Annotated in this window: 22 protein-coding genes; 10 read left to right on the plus strand and 12 right to left on the minus strand. The window is 66.1% G+C overall.

The features are described from left to right. Positions 1–87: 87 nt before the first annotated feature. Positions 88–1,200 (minus strand): PLP-dependent cysteine synthase family protein, encoded by a 1,113-nt coding sequence (locus tag ACMZPQ_RS11055; protein WP_197580907.1) that lies wholly within the window; start codon positions 1,198–1,200, stop codon positions 88–90. 125 nt (positions 1,201–1,325) lie between these two features. On the opposite strand from ACMZPQ_RS11055, the gene gloA reads away from it, so the two are divergent. Further along, positions 1,326–1,841, plus strand: coding sequence for a lactoylglutathione lyase (gene gloA / locus ACMZPQ_RS11060; RefSeq protein WP_197580908.1), 516 nt, complete (start codon positions 1,326–1,328; stop codon positions 1,839–1,841). Positions 1,842–1,965: 124 nt separating this feature from the next. Then, complete coding sequence (locus ACMZPQ_RS11065; RefSeq protein WP_197580909.1) at positions 1,966–2,394, plus strand: VOC family protein; 429 nt, start codon at positions 1,966–1,968, stop codon at positions 2,392–2,394. Between the two features lie 67 nt (positions 2,395–2,461). On the opposite strand, the gene ACMZPQ_RS11070 is transcribed toward ACMZPQ_RS11065, so the two are convergent. After that, positions 2,462–2,893: a CBS domain-containing protein gene (locus ACMZPQ_RS11070; protein WP_107231946.1), complete on the minus strand. Its 432-nt coding sequence runs from the start codon at positions 2,891–2,893 to the stop codon at positions 2,462–2,464. Between the two features lie 450 nt (positions 2,894–3,343). Then, positions 3,344–5,182: a glutamine--fructose-6-phosphate transaminase (isomerizing) gene (gene glmS / locus ACMZPQ_RS11075; protein ID WP_197580910.1), complete on the minus strand. Its 1,839-nt coding sequence runs from the start codon at positions 5,180–5,182 to the stop codon at positions 3,344–3,346. Between the two features lie 203 nt (positions 5,183–5,385). On the opposite strand from glmS, the gene ACMZPQ_RS11080 reads away from it, so the two are divergent. From ACMZPQ_RS11080 to ACMZPQ_RS11110, 7 genes are all read left to right on the plus strand, one after another. Further along, positions 5,386–6,663, plus strand: coding sequence for an efflux RND transporter periplasmic adaptor subunit (locus ACMZPQ_RS11080; RefSeq protein ID WP_197580911.1), 1,278 nt, complete (start codon positions 5,386–5,388; stop codon positions 6,661–6,663). 35 nt (positions 6,664–6,698) lie between these two features. Beyond that, the gene (locus ACMZPQ_RS11085) at positions 6,699–7,421 is read left to right on the plus strand and encodes an ABC transporter ATP-binding protein (RefSeq protein ID WP_197580912.1); all 723 of its coding nucleotides are present in this window, start codon (positions 6,699–6,701) and stop codon (positions 7,419–7,421) included. 10 nt (positions 7,422–7,431) lie between these two features. Beyond that, positions 7,432–8,730 (plus strand): ABC transporter permease, encoded by a 1,299-nt coding sequence (locus ACMZPQ_RS11090; RefSeq protein ID WP_197580913.1) that lies wholly within the window; start codon positions 7,432–7,434, stop codon positions 8,728–8,730. Between the two features lie 20 nt (positions 8,731–8,750). Then, positions 8,751–9,968 carry an FtsX-like permease family protein gene (locus ACMZPQ_RS11095; RefSeq protein WP_197580914.1) on the plus strand — a complete coding sequence of 406 codons (1,218 nt, stop codon included), beginning with the start codon at positions 8,751–8,753 and terminating at the stop codon, positions 9,966–9,968. Position 9,969: 1 nt separating this feature from the next. Then, on the plus strand, positions 9,970–10,365 hold the full coding sequence (locus tag ACMZPQ_RS11100) for a PDZ domain-containing protein (protein ID WP_197580915.1): 396 nt from the start codon (positions 9,970–9,972) through the stop codon (positions 10,363–10,365). A 123-nt stretch (positions 10,366–10,488) separates the two neighbouring features. Beyond that, positions 10,489–11,835 (plus strand): sigma-54-dependent transcriptional regulator, encoded by a 1,347-nt coding sequence (locus ACMZPQ_RS11105; RefSeq protein WP_197580916.1) that lies wholly within the window; start codon positions 10,489–10,491, stop codon positions 11,833–11,835. Then, positions 11,832–13,184, plus strand: a complete 1,353-nt coding sequence (locus ACMZPQ_RS11110; RefSeq protein WP_107231937.1) for a sensor histidine kinase — start codon at positions 11,832–11,834, stop codon at positions 13,182–13,184. Before ACMZPQ_RS11105 ends, ACMZPQ_RS11110 begins: the two co-directional genes overlap by 4 nt. 56 nt (positions 13,185–13,240) lie before the next feature. Here ACMZPQ_RS11110 and ACMZPQ_RS11115 read toward each other — a convergent pair whose 3' ends face one another. After that, positions 13,241–13,774 carry a GNAT family N-acetyltransferase gene (locus tag ACMZPQ_RS11115; RefSeq protein ID WP_197580917.1) on the minus strand — a complete coding sequence of 178 codons (534 nt, stop codon included), beginning with the start codon at positions 13,772–13,774 and terminating at the stop codon, positions 13,241–13,243. Beyond that, positions 13,743–15,110 (minus strand): bifunctional UDP-N-acetylglucosamine diphosphorylase/glucosamine-1-phosphate N-acetyltransferase GlmU, encoded by a 1,368-nt coding sequence (glmU, locus tag ACMZPQ_RS11120; protein ID WP_197580918.1) that lies wholly within the window; start codon positions 15,108–15,110, stop codon positions 13,743–13,745. The genes ACMZPQ_RS11115 and glmU overlap by 32 nt, the downstream gene beginning before the upstream one ends. Before the next feature lie 83 nt (positions 15,111–15,193). On the opposite strand from glmU, the gene ACMZPQ_RS11125 reads away from it, so the two are divergent. Further along, positions 15,194–15,577, plus strand: a complete 384-nt coding sequence (locus ACMZPQ_RS11125; RefSeq protein WP_197580919.1) for a GtrA family protein — start codon at positions 15,194–15,196, stop codon at positions 15,575–15,577. 174 nt (positions 15,578–15,751) lie between these two features. Here ACMZPQ_RS11125 and ACMZPQ_RS11130 read toward each other — a convergent pair whose 3' ends face one another. From ACMZPQ_RS11130 to atpE, 7 genes are all read right to left on the minus strand, one after another. Next, the gene (locus tag ACMZPQ_RS11130; protein ID WP_005411127.1) at positions 15,752–16,174 is read right to left on the minus strand and encodes a F0F1 ATP synthase subunit epsilon; all 423 of its coding nucleotides are present in this window, start codon (positions 16,172–16,174) and stop codon (positions 15,752–15,754) included. Between the two features lie 113 nt (positions 16,175–16,287). Next, on the minus strand, positions 16,288–17,694 hold the full coding sequence (gene atpD / locus ACMZPQ_RS11135) for a F0F1 ATP synthase subunit beta (protein WP_010481327.1): 1,407 nt from the start codon (positions 17,692–17,694) through the stop codon (positions 16,288–16,290). A gap of 37 nt (positions 17,695–17,731) precedes the next feature. Beyond that, entirely contained in the window at positions 17,732–18,595 is an 864-nt protein-coding gene (atpG, locus tag ACMZPQ_RS11140; protein ID WP_006471334.1) for a F0F1 ATP synthase subunit gamma, read from the minus strand. Positions 18,596–18,692: 97 nt separating this feature from the next. Further along, positions 18,693–20,240 (minus strand): F0F1 ATP synthase subunit alpha, encoded by a 1,548-nt coding sequence (gene atpA / locus ACMZPQ_RS11145; RefSeq protein WP_005411130.1) that lies wholly within the window; start codon positions 20,238–20,240, stop codon positions 18,693–18,695. A 44-nt stretch (positions 20,241–20,284) separates the two neighbouring features. Then, on the minus strand, positions 20,285–20,812 hold the full coding sequence (locus ACMZPQ_RS11150; protein WP_197580920.1) for a F0F1 ATP synthase subunit delta: 528 nt from the start codon (positions 20,810–20,812) through the stop codon (positions 20,285–20,287). 2 nt (positions 20,813–20,814) lie between these two features. Beyond that, positions 20,815–21,285 (minus strand): F0F1 ATP synthase subunit B, encoded by a 471-nt coding sequence (locus tag ACMZPQ_RS11155; RefSeq protein ID WP_005419512.1) that lies wholly within the window; start codon positions 21,283–21,285, stop codon positions 20,815–20,817. A gap of 106 nt (positions 21,286–21,391) precedes the next feature. Then, positions 21,392–21,697, minus strand: a complete 306-nt coding sequence (gene atpE / locus ACMZPQ_RS11160) for a F0F1 ATP synthase subunit C (RefSeq protein ID WP_005411133.1) — start codon at positions 21,695–21,697, stop codon at positions 21,392–21,394. Positions 21,698–21,747 lie beyond the last annotated feature (50 nt).

Consider the following 21,747-nt stretch of genomic DNA (forward strand, 5'->3'; position numbering starts at 1 on the left):
CATGCTCGACGGCTCTCCGTTCCGGATTCATGACCCCGGCAGCAAGAGGCCAGAAGCAGTCGAGCATGGCTCGACGCTACGCAAGCGCTACAGCGCTTCCAGGCTGCTCCACGGCAGTTCGGGCAAGCCCTGCCCGGCCACCGCTGCCGCCAGCTGCGCATCGGCGCGCTCGACATCAATGCCCTGCCGCACGTACCACGCCGGGTCGTAATAGCTCTGCGCGTAACGCTCGCCGCTGTCGCACAGGATGCTGACGATGCTGCCGTGGTGACCGGCCTCGCGCATCCACTGTGCGGCCTGCAGTACGCCGATGAAGTTGGTGCCGGTGGAACCACCGACGCGGCGGCCGAGCTGGCGGCTGACATGGCGCATCGCGGCCAGGCTCAGCGCGTCGGGCACCTTCACCATCGCATCGACACTGGTCGGGATGAAGCTCGGCTCCACCCGCGGCCGGCCAATGCCTTCCACGCGCGAGCCGCCGCTGCAGGTCAGGCCGCGCCAGTCCTGATCGCCGGCCACGGCCGCCTGGTAGCCATCGAAGAACACCGACACTTCCGGGTCCGCGCACAGGATGCGGGTGTCGTGCCGGCGGTAACTGACATAGCGGCCCAGCGTCGCCGCGGTGCCGCCGGTGCCGGGGCTGCATACGATCCATTCCGGAACCGGGCTGGGCTCCTCGGCCATCTGCTTGAAGATGGATTCGGCGATGTTGTTGTTGGCACGCCAGTCGGTCGCGCGCTCGGCATAGGTGAACTGGTCCATGAAGTGGCCGCCGGTTTCGCGGGCCAGCTTTTCCGAGTCGCAGTTGAGGTCGCAGGCGCGCTCGACCAGGTGGCAGCGGCCACCATGGAATTCGATCGCCGCGATCTTCTCCGGCGAGGTCGTGGCCGGAATCACCGCGATGAACGGCACGCCCAACAGGCGCGCGAAGTAGGCCTCGGACACCGCCGTCGAACCGCTGGAGGCCTCGATCACCGGCCGCCCTTCGCGCAGCCAGCCATTGGTCAGCGCGTACAGGAACAGCGAGCGCGCCAAGCGGTGCTTGAGGCTGCCGGTGGGATGGCTCGATTCGTCCTTCAGGTACAGGTCGATGCCCTTGAACCCGGGCAGCGCCAGCGGGATCAGGTGGGTGTCCGCAGAGCGGTTGAAATCGGCTTCGATCTTGCGGATGGCGGCGGCCACCCATTCACGCTGCGACATGGCGGTCAATCGTTGTGAGGACGGAACGGTGCGATCCGGCCATTGTACGTCGCGGTGCCGTCAGGTGCTGGCCGGTAGAATGGCACCATCCGGCCGGCAACGGCCCTGTCTGAAGGACCTCCCCCATGACCATTCCCGCCCTGCGCGATGTCCCCGGCGTCGCCGCCCAGGCCCCGGCCGAGACCACCGGCTTCGTGTTCAACCACACCATGCTGCGGGTCAAGGACATCACCGCTTCGCTGGACTTCTACACCCGCGTACTGGGCTACCAGCTGATCGACAAGCGCGATTTCCCGGAAGCCCAGTTCAGCCTGTACTTCCTGGCCTACGTGCCGGCCGGCGCGGTGGTGCCGGAAGACGATGCCCAGCGCCGCCTGTGGATGGCCGGCCTGCCGGGCGTGCTGGAGCTGACCCACAACCACGGCACCGAGACCCAGGACGGCGCGGTCTACCACGACGGCAACAGCGACCCGCGCGGCTTCGGCCACATCTGCGTGTCGGTGCCGGACATCGAGGCCGCCTGCCAACGTTTTGAAGACCTGGGCGTGACCTTCCAGAAGCGCCTGACCGACGGCCGCATGAAGAACCTGGCCTTCATCAAGGACCCGGACGGCTACTGGGTCGAGATCATCGCCAACTGACCCACAAAAAGCGGCGCCGTTCCGGTAACGCCGGGCCATGCCCGGCGGCCCTCCTCCAACATTCATGGCACGATGGGGCCGGAAGCGACTTGATCCCCTCCGTCCCCTTTTTTGCGAGGCTCGTATGGAAACGATGGAACTGCACCGTGGCCGCCTGATCGACCACATCCAGCTGGTGGTGCGTGACCTGGCGGCCAGCCGCCGCTTCTACCAGGCGGTGTTCGACACCATCGGCATCCCGGTGGCCGGTGAAGGCGATGATTACTTCTGGGCCGACGAGCTGTTCATTTCCAGTGCCAGCAGCGAGGCCGCCGCCGGCCAGCTGACCGGCCGCCACCACCTGGCCTTCCAGGCGCGCGACAGCGCCACCGTCGATGCCTTCCACGCCGCCGCAATCGCTGCTGGCGGTACCGACAACGGCGCGCCGGGCGAACGCCCCTACCATCCGGGCTATTACGGCGCCTTCGTGCTCGACCCGGACGGCAACAACATCGAAGTGGTCTATCACGGCCCGGCGAACTACAGCGCCGATTCGGTGAAGGTCACGTTCTGATTTCACCGATGCCGTGAACGAAGAAGCCGGGCAATGCCCGGCTTCTCTGCTTCCAGCACTGCAACCTTCAGTGCGCCGCCATGTAGATGTCCTGAAGCACCGCCTTTTCCAGCTCCAGCTCGCCCAACAGGTTCTTCACGATGTCGCCCAGGCTGAGGATGCCGACCAGGCGGGTGCCGTCGGTGACCATCAGATGACGGCGCCGCGAGTACGTCATCAACGACATGGCCTGCTTCAGCGTGGCCTCCGGCGCGATGCCTTCCAGGCCGGTGGTCGGCACGCTGGAAATCACCCGGCGACCGGCCTGCGGGCCGTCGTCGGCCAGGGTGCGCACGATGTCCTTCTCGGAAATGATGCCGACCGGGGCATCGTCCTTCATCACCACCAGCGCAGCGATCTTGTTCGCGCTCATCTTGTGGGCGGCGGCACCGATGGTGTCTTCGGCGTCGATGGTGATGACAGCTTCTTTCTTGGATTGCAGGAGTTCGCGGACGTTCATTCTTGTTTCCTGGTGCAGGTCACTGAAGTCAAAAAAGTGTGCTCTTCCGATACGCCCCCTCCCCGGGAACAGACCTTTCAGCGCACGTCTGGCGCACCCGCCTGCCGCTGGAAAAAAATCGGCAGACGACGTGCTGCAACGCGAACGAGGCGGGTTCAACCGCTCAGCCCATGCCTCGGTCAAATCGATTCTACGACTGCGACCTTCGGTCACTACCGGCATCGATAGGACAGTTCGTCGTGGGAACCAAGCGACGATCCAGAGAATGGCACCGCGGCTGAAACCGCCGCTGAATACAGGCGGCATTGCGCATTAAAGATTGATCGCGGCCTGCCGACGGCGGACAGAACAGCCGACGGCTGTCCCACTTGCCACGGTCACCGGCGCAAACGAAAGGGGCCCACACGGGGCCCCTTCGCTTGCAGCATCCCACCCTTGGCGCAGACGGCCTTACTCCACCGTCACGCTCTTGGCCAGGTTGCGCGGCTTGTCCACGTCGGTGCCGCGCGCCAGTGCGGTGTGGTACGCCAGCAGCTGCACCGGGATGGTGTGCACGATCGGGCTGAGCACGCCGGCATGGCGCGGCGTGCGGATCACATGCACGCCTTCGGACTCGTTGAAATTGCTGTCCTGGTCGGCGAACACGAACAGCTCGCCGCCACGGGCGCGCACTTCCTGCATGTTCGACTTCACCTTCTCCAGCAGGCTGTCGTTGGGCGCGATCACCACCACCGGCATGTCCTCGTCCACCAGTGCCAGCGGGCCATGCTTCAGCTCACCGGCCGGGTAGGCTTCGGCGTGGATGTAGGAGATTTCCTTGAGCTTGAGCGAGCCTTCCAGCGCGATCGGGTAGTGCAGGCCGCGGCCGAGGAACAACGCGCTGCTCTTGCGCGCGAAACGCTCGGCCCAGGCCGCGATCTGCGGCTCCATGTTCAGTGCGTGCTGCACGCTGCCCGGCAGGAAGCGGAGCTGCTCCAGGTAGTCCGCTTCCTGTGCCGCATCGATGCGGCCCTTCAGCTTGCCCAGCACCACGGTCAGCTGGAACAGCGCGGCCAGCTGGGTGGTGAACGCCTTGGTCGAGGCCACGCCGATCTCGGCGCCGGCCCGGGTATAGCAGACCAGTTCACTGGCGCGCGGAATCGCGCTTTCGGGCACGTTGCAGATCGACAGCGTGTGCTTGTGGCCCAGCGACTTGGCGTACTTCAGTGCTTCCATCGTATCCAGCGTTTCGCCGGACTGGGAAATGGTGACGATGAGATGCTTCGGGTTGGCATACGCGGCGCGGTAGCGGTACTCGCTGGCGATTTCCACGCTGCACGGCAGGCCAGCAATGGCCTCGATCCAGTAGCGCGCGGTCAGGCCGGAGTAGTAGCTGGTGCCACAGGCGATGATCTGCACGCCTTCGATGCCCGACAGCACCGCTTCGGCGTTCTTGCCGAACAGCTCGGCCGGGAAACCACCGGCGTCGATTGCCGCCTCGATGGTGTCGCCCAGCGCGCGCGGCTGCTCGTGGATTTCCTTCTGCATGAAGTGGCGATACGGGCCCAGTTCCAGCGAGGCCAGCGACACATCGGACAGATGCACGTCGCGCTCGACCGGCTGGTCGTGCTCGTCGAAGATGCGCACGCCGTCGCGGCGGATCTCGGCGGTGTCGCCCTCTTCCAGGAAGATCACCTTGCGGGTGGCCGAGATCACGGCCGAGACATCGGAGGCGACGAAGTTCTCGCCCTCGCCCAGGCCGATCAGCAGCGGGCAGCCCATGCGTGCGCAGACGAAACGTTCCGGCTCGGCGCGGCTGACCACGGCCAGCGCGTAGGCACCGGTCAGTTCCTTCACCGTGTGCTGCAGCGCCACCAGCAGGTCATCGCCACTCTTCAGGTGATGGTGCATCAGGTGCGCGATGACTTCGGTATCGGTCTGCGATTCGAAGGTGTAGCCCAGTGCGATCAGCTTCTCGCGCTGTTCTTCGTGGTTCTCGATGATGCCGTTGTGCACCAGCGCCACGCCCTGGCTGATGTGCGGATGCGCATTGGCTTCAGTGACGCCGCCATGGGTGGCCCAGCGGGTGTGGCCGATGCCCAGCACCGCGTTGAAGCCCTCGGCCTCGGCCGCCATCGCCATTTCCGACACGCGACCGGTACGACGCACGCGGCGCACCTCGGAGCGCTCGGCCTGGTCGATCACCGCGATGCCGGAGGAATCGTAACCACGGTACTCCAGCCGCTTCAGGCCTTCGATCAGCACCGGCACTACGTCGCGATCAGCGATCGCACCCACGATTCCACACATGTCACGCGTTTCCTTGAAGACGTTCGGCGCATTCTAGCCTGCGTGTCCGGCTTCCCCCTCCTGTCCGCTTAATGAAAGTGTCCGGAAAGGTGTCCGCGGACACCCGGACACTGCAACCACTTACCCAACCCATTGATGGGAAAGGAAATAAAGTTGGCACGCTACGTGCTTGGTACTGGCTACCACCGTCAGGCACGCTCCCGATGATCCGCGACACTTCCGCACAGGACCAGATCGTTTCCTCCACCCCGGCCAGCGCGCCGCGCGCCCACTGGCATCGCTACCGCTGGCCGGCGCTGGGCGCCATTGCCCTGCTCGCTGGCATCGGCTGGGCGGTGCACGCCTGGTCCAATGCCAGCCGTTCCTACGACAGCAGCCGCGTGCGCATCGCCGAAGTGAAGCGTGGCGACCTGGTGCGTGACATCGCGGCCGACGGCCGGGTGATCGCCGCCAACAGCCCGATCCTGTATGCGATCTCGGCCGGCACCGTGGACCTGAAGGTGGTCGCCGGCGACGTGGTCAAGAAGGGCCAGGAACTGGCGATCATCGACAGCCCGGAACTGCGCAGCAAGCTGGCCCAGGAACAGGCCACCCTGGCCGGCCTGGAAGCCGAGGCCAGCCGCGCCGCGCTGGATGCGACCCTGGCCCGCGCCAAGTCGCGCAAGGAAACCGACCAGGCCACCATTGAACGGCAGGCCGCCGACCGCGATCTGCAGCGCTACCAGCGCGGCTACGACGGCGGTGCGGTGCCGCAGATCGACCTGGCCAAGGCCAAGGACTCGCTGAAGAAGGCCGACATCACCCTGGCCAACGCCACCACCGATGCGCGCCTGCAGAGCCAGGGCGCCGACCTGGATGCGCGCAACAAGCGGCTGCTGGCCGATCGCCAGAAGGCCGTGGTGGCCGAAGTGCAGCGCCAGGTCGATGCACTGACGCTGCGCGCTCCGTTCGATGGCCAGGTCGGCCAGGTGCAGGCGGTGCAGTCCACCAACCTGGCCGCCAACGCGCCGGTGCTGGGCGTGGTCGACCTGTCCAAGTTCGAAGTCGAGATCAAGGTGCCGGAAAGCTTCGCCCGCGACCTGGCGATCGGCATGCCGGCGCAGCTGACCGGCGGCAACGGCCAGCCGTTCCCGGGCGAGATCAGCGCGGTGTCGCCGGAGGTGGTCAACGGCGAAGTCAACGCCCGCGTGCGCTTTGCCAGCGCGCAGCCGGAAGGCCTGCGCCAGAGCCAGCGGATGTCGGTGCGCGTGCTGCTCGATACCCGCAAGAACGTGCTGAAGGTCGAGCGCGGCCCGTTCGTCGAACAGGGCAACGGCATGGCCTACGTGATGGATGGCCGCACCGCCGTGCGCCGTCCGGTGGAACTGGGCGTCAGCAGCCTGGGCGAAGTCGAAATCAAGTCGGGTGTGCAACCGGGTGACCGCATCGTGGTCTCCGGCAGCGACCTGTTCAAGGACGCCGAACGCGTCTCCGTCAACTGATACCTGAACCCTGAATCCTGGAGAGAGGACACCCCATGTACATGCTCGAAATGCGTTCGGTCGCCAAGGTCTTCCGCACCGAACAGGTGGAAACCCACGCACTGCGCTCGCTGGAACTGCAGGTCAGGGAAGGCGAGTTCGTCGCCGTCACCGGCCCGTCCGGCTCCGGCAAGACCACCTTCCTCAACATTGCCGGCCTGCTGGAAACCTTCACCAGCGGCACCTACATGCTCGACGGCCAGGACGTGAGCACGCTGGGCGACGACGCCCGCAGCCGCCTGCGCAACCAGAAGATCGGCTTCATCTTCCAGGGCTTCAACCTGATCCCCGACCTCAACCTGTTCGACAACGTCGACGTGCCGCTGCGCTACCGCAAGATGAGCGCCAACGAGCGCCGCGAACGCATCGAGAAGGCGCTGACCCAGGTCGGTCTCGGCTCGCGCATGAAGCACTATCCGAACGAGCTGTCCGGTGGCCAGCAGCAGCGTGCGGCGATCGCGCGCGCCCTGGCCGGCAGCCCGCGCCTGCTGCTGGCCGACGAACCGACCGGCAACCTGGATACGCAGATGGCGCGTGGCGTGATGGAGCTGCTGGAGGAGATCAATGCCGCTGGCACCACCATCGTGATGGTCACCCACGACCCGGAACTGGCCGCGCGCGCGCAGCGCAACGTGCACATCGTCGACGGCCAGGTGACCGACCTGGTGCGTGAGCCGGTGCTGGCCACGCCGCGCCACATCGTCGCCGTCAACGAGTGAGGGCCCGACCATGTTCGCCTACTACGCCCGATTGGCGGCGCGCAGTTTCCGCCGCAACAAGGTCCTGACCGCGCTGATGGTGATCGCCATCGCGCTCGGCATCGGCGCCTCGATGACCACGCTGACCGTGTTCCACGTGCTGTCCGGTGACCCGATTCCCGGCAAGAGCGACCGCCTGTTCTACGTGCAGCTCGATGCCGCGACCGGCGCCTACGTTGCCGGCGAAGAGCCGGAAACCCAGCTGACCCGCTTCGACGGTGAAGCGCTGCTGCGCGAAGCCAAGGGCGAACGCCAGGCGCTGATGAGTGGCGGCGGCGGCACCATCGAGCCGGACAACAGCACCCTCAAGCCCTTCAGCATCGACACCCGCTGGACCTCGGCCGACTTCTTCCCGATGTTCGAGGTGCCCATGCAGTACGGCCGGCCGTGGACGCGGGAGGACGATGAAGGCCGCGCACGCGTGGTGGTCATCTCCAAGGCGCTCAACGACAAGCTGTACCAGGGCGCCAACAGCGTGGGCCGCGACCTGCGCATGGAAGGCCAGAGCTACCGCATCGTCGGCGTGATGAAGGAATGGAGCCCGGAGCCGCACTTCTATGACCTGACCACCGGCAGCTACGGCAAGAACGAAGACCTGCTGCTGCCGATCTCCACCTCGTTCGACCTGAAGCTCGGCAACAACGGCAACATGAACTGCTTCGGCGAAAATCCCGACGGCAACAGCTACTCGCTCAATGCGCCGTGCGCGTGGCTGCAGTACTGGGTGGAGATCGACCCGGCCAAGGCTGGCGACTACCGCCGCTACCTGGAGAACTATTCGACCCAGCAGCGCGAGGCCGGCCGCTTCAAGCATCCGCCGAACGTGCGCCTGCGCACCGTGATGGAATGGCTGGACTTCAATGGTGCGGTCCCCAGCGACGTGCGCCTGCAGCTGTGGCTGGCGCTGGGCTTCCTCGGGGTCTGCCTGGTCAACACGGTGGGCCTGCTGCTGGCCAAGTTCCTGCGCCGCAGCGGTGAGATCGGCGTGCGTCGTGCGCTCGGCGCCAGCCGCGGCCAGATCTTCCTGCAGTGCCTGGTGGAAGCCGGCGCGGTCGGCGTGGTCGGCGGCGTGCTGGGCATCGGCCTGGCCCTGCTCGGCCTGTTCGCGGTGCGCCAGCAACCAGTGGAGTACGCCAAGCTCGCCCACCTGGACGGCAACATGCTGCTGCTCGCACTGGGCCTGACCCTGTTCGCCAGCCTCGCCGCCGGTTTCCTGCCCGCCTGGCGCGCCATGCAGGTCACCCCGGCCATCCAGCTCAAGTCGCAGTAAGCATCCGAACGAGGACTCCCATGGACATCCGCCCCATCCTCAGCACGCTGCGCCGGCACAAGACCGCCGCTGCCCTGATCGTGCTGGAAGTCGCACTGACCTGCGCCATCGTCTGCAACGCGCTGTTCCTGGTCAGCCAGCGCGTGGAGAAGATCAGCATGCCCAGCGGCATCGCCGAGAACGAACTGGTGATGCTGCGCGTCAGTGGCATCGGCAAGCAGACCGACGCACTGGCCCGCACCCGCGAAGACCTGGCATCGCTGCGCGCCATTCCCGGCGTCAGCAACGTCACCATCATCAACCAGGTCCCCTTCCGCAACGGCTCCTCCAGCAGCAGCATCTCGCGCGTGATCGACCAGGAACGGCCAACCACCAACGCCTCGATGTACATCCTGTCCGAGAACGGGCTGGCCACGATGGGCATCAACCTGATCGCAGGCCGTGATTTCCTGCCCGACGAGTACCAGAACTTCGAAGACGTCAGCAAGGGCGGCCCCAAGGAAAAGGCCATCCCGGTCATCTTCACCCAGGCCACTGCCGCCAAGATGGAACCCAACGGCAGCGCACTGGGCAAGACCTACTACATGGGCAAGCAGTCGCTGCATGTGGTCGGTATCGTCGATACCCTCAGCACGCCCAATGGCTGGAGCGACAACTGGACCAACTCGATGCTGCTGCCGGTCCGCACCACCTTCGACAAGGGGGGCACGTACGTGCTGCGGACTGCGCCGGAACGCCGCCAGGACGTGCTCGACGCCGGTGCCGCCGCGCTGGAGCGCAACGATCCCAACCGGCTGATGCGCGACAAGCTGACCTATGAAGACCAGCGCAAGGACTTCTTCAAGAACGACCGCGCGATGGTCGGCCTGCTGATCACCGTCAGCATCTCGCTGCTGGTGGTCACCGCGCTGGGCATCATCGGCCTGGCCAGCTTCTGGGTGCAGCAGCGCAGCAAGCAGATCGGCATCCGCCGCGCACTCGGCGCTACCCGCGGGCAGATCCTGCGCTACTTCCAGACCGAGAACTTCCTGCTGGCCACGCTGGGCATCGTGCTGGGCATGCTGGCGGCCTACGCCATCAACCTGGCCCTGATGAACCTGTACGAGCTGCCGCGCATGCCCCTGTACTACCTGCCGCTGGGTGCGCTGCTGCTGTGGGTGCTGGGCCAGATCGCCGTGTTCGGGCCGGCGCGGCGTGCCGCGGCGGTACCGCCTGCGGTCGCCACGCGGGGCGCGTGAGATGCGCGCCTGCGAAGCGCTTCTAGGCCTGCTGTTGTTGCCACTGCCGGCGCTGGCCGGCGCTGGCAGCGCGCAGACGCTGGAATGGCGTCAGGAGGGAGCGCGGTTGTCACTGCGCTCGACCGAGGGCCAGGTGCATGTGGACGCCGCCAGCCCCGAAGCGCGCTTCGGCGTGCGCAGCGGCGACCGCATCCTGCGCGTGGACGACACGGCGGTGCGCCGGGTTGAACATCTGGCCGTGGCCCTGCGCCATTCCTACGCGTCCACTGCCTATCTGTTGCTGCGCCGCGACAAGCGCGAACTGACGGTGGCCGTCGACGCGGCGGCATGGCGCCAGGCGCTGGACGCGCCACCGCCGCCTGCGCCGCCGGCACCCCCGGCCCGGCCCCGGCGCTGAGCGGCCGCCGCTCCTGCACAGCCACGGGTTTGGCTATGCTTGATGGGTGGCGCCGGGCTCTCCCGGTGCGTGGACACGAACGGCTCCATCGGCGCCGCCCATCCCTTTCTGCAGAACCGCTTGATGCCTGCGATCCTGATCATCGACGACAACGCCAGCGTGGCCACCGCGCTGGACGTGCTGTTCTCCCTGCACGACATCGACACGCTGCAGGCGCAGACGCCCGCCGACGGGCTGGCGCTGCTCGAATCACAGCCGATCGACCTGGTCATCCAGGATATGAATTTCAGCGAGGACACCACCTCCGGTGAGGAAGGCGAAGCGCTCTTCGCGCAGATCCGCGCACGCCACCCCGACCTGCCGGTGATCCTGCTCACGGCCTGGACCCACCTGAGCAGCGCAGTGGACCTGGTCAAGGCCGGTGCTGCCGACTACCTGGCCAAGCCGTGGGACGACCGCAAGCTGATGACCACGGTCAACAACCTGCTGGAACTTTCCGAGGCACGCCGCGAGCTGGACCGCCGGCGCGCGCGCGAACTGCGCCAGCGCAACGCGCTGGAAGAGAAGTACGACCTGTGCGGTGCGGTGGTCGCCGATCCGGCCAGCGAGCGTGTGGTCACCCTGGCCTGCCAGGTCGCGCGCTCGGAACTGCCGGTGCTGATCACCGGCCCCAACGGTGCCGGCAAGGAAAAGATCGCGCAGATCATCCAGGCCAATTCGCTGGTCGCGAGGGGCGCGTTCGTGGCGGTCAACTGCGGTGCCCTGCCCTCCGAACTGATCGAAGCCGAGCTGTTCGGTGCCGAGGCCGGCGCTTACACCGGCGCGACCAAGGCCCGCGAAGGCAAGTTCGAAGCTGCCGACGGCGGCACTCTTTTCCTCGATGAGATCGGCAACCTGTCACTGGGCGGGCAGATGAAGCTGCTGCGTGTACTGGAGACCGGCCGCTTTGAACGCCTTGGCTCCAACCGCGAACGCCAGGTCAAGGTACGCGTGGTCAGCGCGACCAATGCCGACCTGCCGGCGATGATCCGCGACGGCACGTTCCGCGAAGACCTCTACTACCGCCTCAACACCGTCGAGCTGGTGCTGCCACCGCTGGCCGAGCGCCCCGGTGACATCGTGCCGCTGGCCGAGCGCTTCCTGAGCGCAGGCAAGCCGCTGAGCGGCACTGCAGTCACCGCCCTGCAGCGGCACACCTGGCCGGGCAACGTGCGCGAACTGCGCAATGTGATCCAGCGCGCCGAGCTGCTGGCCACCGGCAACCACATCGACGTTGCCGACCTCAACCTGCCCCGCGCCACGGCCGCGCCGCGGCCTGCGCCCAGCACCGGCAATGATCCCGACCGTGCACGCATCGAGGACGTGCTGTCGCGCAACCATGGCGTCATCGCACAGGCCGCTGCCGAACTCGGCCTGAGCCGCCAGGCGCTGTACCGGCGCATGGACCGCCACGGTATTCCACGCGAATGAAGCGGCGCTCCTTCACCTTCCGCCTGTTCCTGCGCCTGCTGCCGGTGCTGGCGCTGGCCGCCGCGTTGCCGTGGCTGCTGGCCTACTGGATGGACCATGGCTGGGTGGTGACCACGGTATCGGCGCTGATCCTGCTGTCGCTGATGTGGTGGACGCTGCGCCGCGCGACGGCACCGGTGCGTTCGCTGATGCGCGCCCTGTCCGGCACCACCAGCAGCTACCGCGATGGCGAGTACAACTTCGGCGTGCATTGGCCGGGCAATGATGAACTGGGCGACCTGGTGCAGGCCCACCGTGAACTGGGCGACGTGCTGCGTGCGCAGCGGCAGGGCCTGGTGCAGCGCGAACTGCTGCTGGACACCATGGTGCAGAACACGCCGGTGGCGATGCTGCTGATCGCTTCCGGCGGCGATGGCATCGCCCGCGTGGTGTTCTCCAACCTGGCCGCGCGCAAGCTGCTGCACGGCGGCTGGAAGCTGGAAGGCCAGCGTTTGGAGGACGTGCTGGAGCAGGTGCCGGTGGAGCTGCGCGATGCCATCGCCCGGGGCGGCGACAGCCTGTTCGCGGTGCATGCCGAAGGCGAGGACGGTGATGAAGATGACGAGCAGGTCTACCACCTCTCGCGCCGCGCGTTCCAGCTCAACGGTCGCCCGCATGACCTGCTGCTGGTGCGCCTGCTGACTGCCGAACTGCGGCGGCAGGAAGTGCAGACCTGGAAGAAGGTGATCCGGGTGATCAGCCACGAACTGAACAATTCGCTGGCACCGATTGCCTCGCTGGCCCATTCCGGCGGCGTTCTGGTACAGCGCGAGCGCTTCGACCGGCTGCCGGAGATCTTCACCACCATCGAAGACCGCGCGCGCCATCTGGAAGGCTTCATCCGCGGCTATGCGCGTTTTGCCAAGCTGCCACAGCCGCAGCTGCAGACCGTGCACTGGGCACCGTTCCTGTCCAGCCTGCGCCAGCAGATTCCGTTCACCATGGATCGCGAGCCGGACGAAGAACTGAGCAGCCGCATCGACATCGCGCAGTTCGGCCAGGCGCTGCTGAACCTGCTGAAGAATGCGCACGAAGCCTGCGCCGAAGCCGATCCGCCCAACGACGATGTGCAGGTGCAGCTGACGCGGCTGCCGCAGTGGCTGCGCCTGGATGTGCTGGATCGCGGCAAGGGCATGAACGAGCAGGTGCTGCAGAACGCGCTGATGCCGTTCTATTCGACCAAGCGCAATGGCACCGGGTTGGGGCTGGCGCTGACGCGCGAGATCGTGGAGGCGCACGGCGGACGCGTGTCACTGCAGAATCGCGGTGATGGCGGGTTGTGCGTGTCGATCCTGTTGCCGGTGGGTTGAGTAGGCCGATGGGGTAGATCCACGCCATGCGTGGATGTGCCGACCAAGGTCGGCACCTACCAGATCTGCCGCATTGCCACGCGCAGATGCATAGGAAACCCCAGGGCGGCCTCTTCGGCCATCACTGCCTGCAGACCCGCGCCCCACTCCACTTCCGGCACGATGACGAATCCTTCGCTGGCATAGAAGGCTGCATTCCACGGCACATCGGACAAGGTGGTCAGCACAGCGGAGCGGTAGCCCCCCGCGCGGGCGTCTGCCAATGCATGCCGCAGCAACGCGCGGCCATGGCCACGACGCGCATGCGCCGGGTCCACATCCATCTGCACTACGTGGAACTCACCGGCCAGCTCGCCGGCAAGCAGATAGCCGGCGATGCTGCCGTCAGCCGCATCCACCACCCACAGTTGCCGGCGTTCAAGGCCGTCCTGCAGCGTCTGCAGGTCCAGCCCATGGCCGGCGAACACCGGATAGGCCTCATGGCCCTTCAACACCTCGCCGGCGCGCTGCTCGATGCCCGGCAGCACGCCGAGTTCATCGGCGTGCGGAATGCGGGGCTCAGGACTTCCTGAGCGGGCGCTTCCAGCCATCGATGGTTTCCTGTCGTGCACGTGCCAGTGTCAGCTTGCCGTCCGGCGCATTGCGGGTGATGACCGAACCGGCGGCGATGGTCGCGCCGTCGCCGATGGTCACCGGCGCCACCAGCGAACTGTTGGAGCCGATGAAGGCGTTGTCGCCGATGGTGGTGGTCGACTTGTTCACCCCGTCGTAGTTGCAGGTGATGGTGCCGGCACCGATGTTCACCTTGCTGCCAATCACGGCATCGCCCAGATAGGTCAGGTGGTTGGCCTTGCTGCCCACACCCAGCGTGACCTTCTTGGTCTCAACGAAGTTGCCGACGTGCACACCATCGGCCAGCACGGTGCCTGGGCGCAGGCGCGCGAACGGGCCGATCTGCGCCGCGCCCTCGGTGACCACGCCTTCCAGGTCGCAATGCGCGCGCACTTCGGTGCCCGGCCCGAGGTTGACATCCTTCAGCCGGTTGAACGGACCAACAGTGACGCCGTCACCGAGCACGATGTTGCCTTCCAGCACCACGTCGACGTCGATCAGCACGTCGCTGCCGACGGTGACGGTACCGCGGATGTCCAGCCGCGCCGGATCACGCACGCGCGCGCCCTGCGCGCACAATGCACGTACCGCACGACGCTGCCAGGCACGCTCCAGCTGCGACAGCTGCCAAGGATCGTTCGCTCCTTCGGCTTCCTGCGCGTCGGCCACCAGCGCCATCTCGGCCGGGGTGTACTCGTGTGCGGCGAAGGCGAACACGTCGGTCAGGTAGTACTCGCCCTGCGCGTTGCTGTTGGACAGCTGCGACAGCCAGCGGCGCAGCGCGGTGGATTCCGCGGCGATGATGCCGGTGTTGATGATGCGCACGCGCAGCTGCTCGTCGCTGGCATCCTTCTGCTCGACGATCGCACCCACCTTGCCTTCGGCGTCGCGCAGCACGCGGCCATAGCCGGTCGGGTCGTCCACCTCGGCCACCAGCACCGCCAGCCGGCCTGGCTGCGCCAGCAGGTCGCGCAGGGTCTGCGCGCGGATCAGCGGCACATCGCCATACAGCACCAGCACCTGTGCGGCATCGGGCACCTGCGGCATGGCCTGCGCGACCGCATGGCCGGTGCCGAGCTGCTGTGCCTGTTCGGCCCATTGCAGGTCCTGCTGGCCGGCGAAGTACTGCCGCACGGCTTCGCCGCCATGGCCGTAGACCACGTGGATCGCCGCCGGTTCCAGCTCGCGTGCTGCGGCAATCACGTGTGCCAGCATCGGCTCGCCGGCGATCGGCTGCAGCACCTTCGGCAGCACCGACTTCATGCGCTTGCCGGCGCCGGCGGCGAGGATGATGACGTGCAGGGGTTGGCTCATGGCAACGGCAGTCCGTGGTTCGATGCCGATGATTCTAGAGCGTGGGCCGTTAACATGGGCATCCCTCTCCCTTCACCATGCCGATGAGCCTCGTTCGCCAGGGAAGTGCCTACCTCGTCATCGGGCTCGTGCAGCTGCTGGTCGACTGGCTGGTGTTCGTGGTGGCCACGGCGCTGGGATTGCCGGTGGCCCCGGCCAACGTTGCCGGGCGCCTGGCCGGCATGCTGCTCGGCTTCTGGCTCAACGGCCGCTACACCTTTGCCGAGGCCGGCAGCCACCGGCTTGGCTGGAAACGCTTCGGACGCTTCTTCGTACTGTGGCTGCTGATGACCGCGGCAAGCACGCTGCTGGTGAGCCTGGTCGACCACGCACTGGGCCTGCAGTACGCGTGGCTGGCCAAACCCCTGGTGGAGGGCGGACTGGCCTGTGTCTCGTTCCTGTTGATGCGCTATGTGGTGTATCGCTGATACAGCGCCAGGATCGGGATCGGGATCGGTAGCGTCGACCGCTGGTCGACTGCTCTTCCTTCAGACCGCGAGAATCCCGCGCTGCGCGCGATAGTCGACTAACAGTCGACTCTACCCAGCCAAACAAAAACGCCGGCACTGGGCCGGCGTTTTCGTGGATGCAGCGCGTGAACCTCAGTGCTTGAGGGTCTTGCGCAGGCGTTCCAGGGCCTGCAGCTGGACAACGGCTTCGGCCAGCTTCTGCTGGGCTTCGGCCACTTCCATCGCTTCACCGCGGTTGGCCAGGATGCGCTCGGCTTCTTCCTTGGCCTTGCGGACCGAGGCTTCGTCGATGTCCTGCGCGCGGATCGCGGTGTCGGCCAGCACGGTCACTACCTGCGGCTGCACTTCCAGGATGCCGCCGGAAATGGCGAAATCCAGCTGCTCGCCGTTCGGCGTGGTCACCACCACCTTGCCCGGCTTCAGGCGGGTGATCAGCGGCGCGTGCTTGGGCGCGATGCCCAGTTCGCCCAGCTCACCGGTGGCCACGACCAGGGTCGCTTCGCCACGGAAGATTTCCTGCTCGGCGCTGACGATGTCGCAACGGATCGTGCTCATGCAAATCTCTTCGCTGTTCGCGGCGGCGCAATGCCACCGTGGGAGTCCACCGGTGCGGGCGGTTGCCCGACACCGGCGTCAGGTCGGGCAGGATTGCTCCCGCCCGTCCCGGATCAGGCCTTCTCGGCCATCTTCTTGGCCTTCTCGACCGCTTCTTCGATGCCGCCGACCATGTAGAACGCCTGCTCCGGCAGGTGGTCGTACTCGCCATCGACGATGGCCTTGAAGCCACGGATGGTGTCCTTCAGCGGCACGTACTTGCCCGGCGAACCGGTGAACACTTCGGCCACGTGGAACGGCTGGCTGAAGAAGCGCTCGATCTTACGGGCGCGCGACACGGCCTGCTTGTCCTCTTCGGACAGCTCGTCCATGCCCAGGATCGCGATGATGTCCTTCAGTTCCTTGTACTTCTGCAGGGTCTGCTGGACGCGCTGGGCGGTGTCGTAGTGCTCGTGGCCGATGACCAGCGGGTCCATCTGGCGGCTGGTGGAGTCCAGCGGATCGACGGCCGGGTAGATACCCAGCGAGGCGATCGAACGCGACAGGGTCACGGTCGAGTCCAGGTGGGCGAAGGTGGTCGCCGGCGACGGGTCGGTCAGGTCGTCCGCGGGAACGTAGACGGCCTGGATCGAGGTGATCGAACCGTTCTTGGTCGAGGTGATGCGTTCCTGCAGGACGCCCATTTCCTCGGCCAGGGTCGGCTGGTAACCCACGGCCGACGGCATACGGCCCAGCAGTGCCGACACTTCGGTACCGGCCAGGGTGTAGCGGTAGATGTTGTCGACGAACAGCAGGACGTCCTTACCCTTGCCGTTTTCGTCCTTCTCATCGCGGAAGTACTCGGCCATGGTCAGGCCGGTCAGGGCGACGCGCAGACGGTTGCCCGGCGGCTCGTTCATCTGGCCGTACACCATCGCCACCTTGTCGAGGACGTTGGAGTCCTTCATTTCGTGGTAGAAGTCGTTGCCCTCACGGGTACGCTCACCCACGCCGGCGAACACGGACAGACCGCTGTGCGCCTTGGCGATGTTGTTGATCAGTTCCATCATGTTGACGGTCTTGCCGACGCCGGCGCCGCCGAACAGGCCGACCTTGCCGCCCTTGGCGAACGGGCACATCAGGTCGATGACCTTGATGCCGGTTTCCAGCAGTTCGGTGGCCGGGGACTGGTCTTCGTACGACGGGGCCGCACGGTGGATTTCCCAGCTGTCGCTGGCGGCCACCGGGCCGGCTTCGTCGATCGGACGGCCGAGCACGTCCATGATGCGGCCCAGGGTGCCAGCACCGACCGGCACGGAGATGCCGCGGTTGGTGTTGGTGGCGACCAGGTTGCGCTTCAGGCCGTCGGTGGAACCGAGGGCGATGGTACGCACCACGCCGTCACCCAGCTGCTGCTGGACTTCGAGGGTGATTTCGGTGTTGTCGACCTTCAGTGCGTCGTACACCTTCGGCACCGACTCACGCGGGAATTCGACGTCGACGACCGCGCCGATGATCTGAACGATCTTGCCCTGACTCATTGCTGCATCCTCTAATGTGTGCTTTGAACGAACGCGGTCAGACTGCTGCCGCGCCGCCGACGATTTCGGAGATTTCCTGGGTGATCGCTGCCTGGCGCGCCTTGTTGTAGACGAGCTGCAGGGTGCCGATCAGCTTGTTGGCGTTGTCGCTCGCCGCCTTCATCGCAACCATGCGTGCCGCATGCTCGGAGGCGACGTTTTCCAGCAGTGCCTGGTACACCAGCGACTCGATGTAACGCGTCATCACGTGCTCCAGCACGGTCGCGGCATCGGGTTCGTACAGGTAATCCCAGTCGTGGTGAGCGACCTGCTTCTCAGCCGGCGGCAGCGGCAGCAGCTGATCGAAGCTGGCCTTCTGCGTCATGGTGTTCACGAAGCGGTTGTAGACCAGGTACACGCGGTCGACCTTGCCTTCGGTGAAGGCGTCGAGCATGACCTTGATCACACCGATCAGCGATTCCAGCTTCGGCACGTCGCCGATGTGGGTCACGCTGCCGACCATGTTGACCTTCACGCGGCGGAAGAAGGTCGATGCCTTCTGGCCGATGGTCACCAGGTCCACTTCGGCACCCTTGTCCTGCCATGCCTTGGCTTCGCCCAGCATCTTGCGGAACAGGTTGTTGTTGAGGCCGCCGGCCAGGCCGCGATCGGAGGAGATCACGATGAACCCGACCCGCTTGACCTGCTCGCGCTCGACCAGGAACGGATGCTGGTAGTCGGTGCTGGCCTGGGCCAGGTGGCCGATCACCTGCTTCATCGCCTGCGCGTACGGACGCGAGGTCTTCATCCGATCCTGCGCCTTGCGGATCTTGGAGGCCGAGACCATTTCCAGGGCGCGCGTCACCTTGCGGGTGTTCTGCACGCTCTTGATCTTGGTTTTGATTTCGCGTCCGCTTGCCATCTCTTGTTTCCCGTGGCGCGGGGCTGCTGCCCCGCGTTGTTCAACCGTTTGTCATCTGGTCCAGCGGAGCCAGCGGCTCCGCTCTACAGGACCGCGATTACCAGCTGCCGGTGGTCTTGAACTCGGCGATGCCCTTCTTGAAGGCACCTTCGATGTCGTTGTCCCAACCGCCGGTGGCGTTGACCTTGCTGACCAGCTCGCCCTGGGTGTTGGCGAAGTGGGCGTGCAGGCCTTCTTCGAACGCCAGCAGCTTGTTGACCGGCACGTCGTCGAGGTAGCCCTCGTTGACGGCGTAGATCGACAGTGCCTGGTTGGCGATCGACATCGGCGCGTACTGCTTCTGCTTCATCAGCTCGGTGACGCGCTGGCCACGCTCCAGCTGCTTGCGGGTCGCTTCGTCCAGGTCCGAGGCGAACTGCGCGAACGCCGCCAGCTCACGGTACTGGGCCAGCGAGATACGGATGCCGCCCGACAGCTTCTTGATGATCTTGGTCTGGGCCGAGCCACCGACGCGCGACACCGAGATACCGGCGTTCACGGCCGGGCGGATGCCGGCGTTGAACAGGTCGGTTTCCAGGAAGATCTGGCCGTCGGTGATCGAGATCACGTTGGTCGGAACGAAGGCGGACACGTCGCCGGCCTGGGTTTCGATGATCGGCAGCGCGGTCAGCGAACCGGTCTTGCCGGTGACCTTGCCTTCGGTGAACTTCTCGACGTACTCCTCGGACACGCGGGCTGCGCGCTCGAGCAGGCGGGAGTGCAGGTAGAACACGTCACCCGGGTAGGCTTCACGGCCCGGCGGGCGCTTCAGCAGCAGCGAGATCTGGCGGTAGGCCACGGCCTGCTTGGACAGATCGTCGTACACGATCAGCGCGTCTTCGCCGCGGTCCATGAAGTACTCACCCATGGTGCAGCCCGAGTAGGCGCTGATGTACTGCATGGCAGCCGATTCGGAAGCGGTCGCGGCCACCACGATGGTGTGGGCCAGCGCGCCGTTCTCTTCCAGCTTGCGCACGATGTTGGCGATGGTCGAAGCCTTCTGGCCGATCGCAACGTACACGCACTTGATGCCGGTGCCCTTCTGGTTGATCACCGCATCGATCGCCATCGCGGTTTTGCCGGTCTGGCGGTCACCGATGATCAGCTCGCGCTGGCCACGGCCGATCGGGATCATCGAGTCGACCGACTTGTAACCGGTCTGCACCGGCTGGTCGACCGACTTGCGCCAGATCACGCCCGGAGCAACGCGCTCCACCGGAGCGGTCAGGTCGGTGCCCAGCGGGCCCTTGCCGTCGATCGGCTCGCCCAGCGCGTTCACGACGCGGCCCAGCAGTTCCGGACCGACCGGCACTTCCAGGATGCGGCCGGTGGTCTTGGCGACGTCGCCTTCGCGCAGGTGCTCGTAGTCACCCAGCACCACGGCGCCGACCGAGTCGCGCTCCAGGTTCAGGGCCAGGGCGAAGGTGTTGTTCGGCAGTTCGATCATTTCGCCCTGCATCACGTCGGCCAGACCGAAGATGCGCACGATGCCGTCGGACACGCTGGTCACGGTGCCTTCGTTGCGCGATTCCGCGGCCAGCTTGACCTTCTCGATGCGGTTCTTGATCAGTTCGCTGATTTCGGAGGGGTTGAGCGTGGTTGCCATCGTCAAGTCCTAGTGCCGGCAGCGGGGCCGGACGTTAAATGAATTCAGTTAGCGAGCGCGGTCTGCAGACGGGCCAGCTTGCCCTTCAGCGAACCATCGATGACCACGTCGCCGGCGTCGATCACGGCGCCGCCGATCAGCGAGGCATCGACCGCGGTGGTCACGTCGACCTCGCGGTTGAAGCGCTTGCGCAGCGCGACCTTGATCGCATCCAGCTCACCGGCCGACAGTTCGGCCGCCGAGGTCACCGTGGCCTTGACCACGTGCTCGGCTTCGGCGCGCAGGGCGTCGAACATGCCAGCGATTTCCGGCAGCAGCGGCAGACGATGCGAGTCGGCCAGCACGGCCAGGAAACGCGAGTAGGTCTCACCGTGGGTTTCCGGCGCCAGCAGTGCGACGGCAGCGTCGCGACCCAGCTCCGGGTTGGCGAGCAGGGCCGCCACGCGCGGGTCGGCGGCGACGTGGGCGGAGAACGCCAGGGCGTCCGACCACGGCGCGAACGCGCCTTCGTCGCGCGCGGTCGCGAACGCGGCGCGGGCGTACGGGCGGGCAAGCGTGAGGGCCTGGCTCATCCTTAGATCTCCGAGGCCAGCTCGTCGAGCAGCGCCTTGTGGGCGTTGGCGTCGATTTCGCGCTTGAGCAGCTTTTCGGCACCGGTCACGGCCAGCGCGGACACCTGCTTGCGCAGATCTTCACGGGCACGGTTGGCGGCGGCGTCGATTTCAGCCTGGGCCAGTTCCTTCTGACGGGTGGCTTCGGTGATCGCTTCGTTACGGGCAGCATCAACGATCTGGTTGGCGCGCGCGTGGGCCTGGTCGATGATCTCGTTGGCCTTGGTGCGTGCTTCTTTCAGCGCTTCGTTGACCTTCTCCTGCGCCTGGGCCAGATCTTTCTGGCTGCGGTCGGCAGCAGCGAGGCCTTCAGCAATCTTCTGCTGGCGCTCTTCGATCGCGTTCATCAGCGGCGGCCAGATCTTGGTCGCGATGATCCAGATCAGACCAGCGAAGGCGAGCGCCTGCGCGAGAAGGGTGAAATTGATATTCATGGTTAGCTCGATCGCTGGTTTCGGGGTGGACGTGCCGCCGAAGCGGCACATCCGGCCTTCATCCGAAACCGGGTGCATCAGCACCCGGTCGTCTCAAACCGCTGTATCAGCCGGCCAGAGCCTTGGTGACGGCGCCAGCGAAGGCAGCCGACAGCGGGTTGGCGAAGGCCAGCAGCAGGCCGACGGCGACCGAGATGATGAACGCGGCGTCGATCAGGCCGGCGGTGATGAACATGCGGACCTGCAGGACCGGGATCAGTTCCGGCTGGCGGGCGGCCGACTCCAGGAACTTACCAGCCATGATGGCCAGACCCAGACCGGCGCCCAGCGCGGCCAGGCCGATCATGATGCCGACGGCAAGGGCGGTGGAGCTCTGAATCTGCGCGAAGTTGGTCAGGACGGCGAAGTACATGGTTATCTCCAGGAACTTAAGTTGCTAAGGGTGATGAAACGGATGAAGGT

Origin of the sequence: Stenotrophomonas maltophilia, from assembly GCF_047497515.2 — a bacterium.
Taxonomy (GTDB): domain Bacteria; phylum Pseudomonadota; class Gammaproteobacteria; order Xanthomonadales; family Xanthomonadaceae; genus Stenotrophomonas.

Bases quoted from the DNA above. Each gene is read 5' to 3' on its own strand.
- atpE (WP_005411133.1), bottom strand. From the start codon at position 21,697: ATGTACTTCGCCGTCCTGACCAACTTCGCGCAGATTCAGAGCTCCACC.
- ACMZPQ_RS11100 (WP_197580915.1), top strand. From the start codon at position 9,970: ATGCGCGCCTGCGAAGCGCTTCTAGGCCTGCTGTTGTTGCCACTGCCG.
- glmS (WP_197580910.1), bottom strand. From the start codon at position 5,182: ATGTGTGGAATCGTGGGTGCGATCGCTGATCGCGACGTAGTGCCGGTG.
- ACMZPQ_RS11115 (WP_197580917.1), bottom strand. From the start codon at position 13,774: ATGGCTGGAAGCGCCCGCTCAGGAAGTCCTGAGCCCCGCATTCCGCAC.
- ACMZPQ_RS11070 (WP_107231946.1), bottom strand. From the start codon at position 2,893: ATGAACGTCCGCGAACTCCTGCAATCCAAGAAAGAAGCTGTCATCACC.
- ACMZPQ_RS11090 (WP_197580913.1), top strand. From the start codon at position 7,432: ATGTTCGCCTACTACGCCCGATTGGCGGCGCGCAGTTTCCGCCGCAAC.
- glmU (WP_197580918.1), bottom strand. From the start codon at position 15,110: ATGAGCCAACCCCTGCACGTCATCATCCTCGCCGCCGGCGCCGGCAAG.
- atpG (WP_006471334.1), bottom strand. From the start codon at position 18,595: ATGGCAAGCGGACGCGAAATCAAAACCAAGATCAAGAGCGTGCAGAAC.
- ACMZPQ_RS11095 (WP_197580914.1), top strand. From the start codon at position 8,751: ATGGACATCCGCCCCATCCTCAGCACGCTGCGCCGGCACAAGACCGCC.
- ACMZPQ_RS11055 (WP_197580907.1), bottom strand. From the start codon at position 1,200: ATGTCGCAGCGTGAATGGGTGGCCGCCGCCATCCGCAAGATCGAAGCC.
- ACMZPQ_RS11080 (WP_197580911.1), top strand. From the start codon at position 5,386: ATGATCCGCGACACTTCCGCACAGGACCAGATCGTTTCCTCCACCCCG.
- gloA (WP_197580908.1), top strand. From the start codon at position 1,326: ATGACCATTCCCGCCCTGCGCGATGTCCCCGGCGTCGCCGCCCAGGCC.
- ACMZPQ_RS11085 (WP_197580912.1), top strand. From the start codon at position 6,699: ATGTACATGCTCGAAATGCGTTCGGTCGCCAAGGTCTTCCGCACCGAA.
- ACMZPQ_RS11065 (WP_197580909.1), top strand. From the start codon at position 1,966: ATGGAAACGATGGAACTGCACCGTGGCCGCCTGATCGACCACATCCAG.
- ACMZPQ_RS11110 (WP_107231937.1), top strand. From the start codon at position 11,832: ATGAAGCGGCGCTCCTTCACCTTCCGCCTGTTCCTGCGCCTGCTGCCG.
- ACMZPQ_RS11125 (WP_197580919.1), top strand. From the start codon at position 15,194: ATGAGCCTCGTTCGCCAGGGAAGTGCCTACCTCGTCATCGGGCTCGTG.
- ACMZPQ_RS11150 (WP_197580920.1), bottom strand. From the start codon at position 20,812: ATGAGCCAGGCCCTCACGCTTGCCCGCCCGTACGCCCGCGCCGCGTTC.
- ACMZPQ_RS11105 (WP_197580916.1), top strand. From the start codon at position 10,489: ATGCCTGCGATCCTGATCATCGACGACAACGCCAGCGTGGCCACCGCG.
- atpD (WP_010481327.1), bottom strand. From the start codon at position 17,694: ATGAGTCAGGGCAAGATCGTTCAGATCATCGGCGCGGTCGTCGACGTC.
- ACMZPQ_RS11130 (WP_005411127.1), bottom strand. From the start codon at position 16,174: ATGAGCACGATCCGTTGCGACATCGTCAGCGCCGAGCAGGAAATCTTC.
- atpA (WP_005411130.1), bottom strand. From the start codon at position 20,240: ATGGCAACCACGCTCAACCCCTCCGAAATCAGCGAACTGATCAAGAAC.
- ACMZPQ_RS11155 (WP_005419512.1), bottom strand. From the start codon at position 21,285: ATGAATATCAATTTCACCCTTCTCGCGCAGGCGCTCGCCTTCGCTGGT.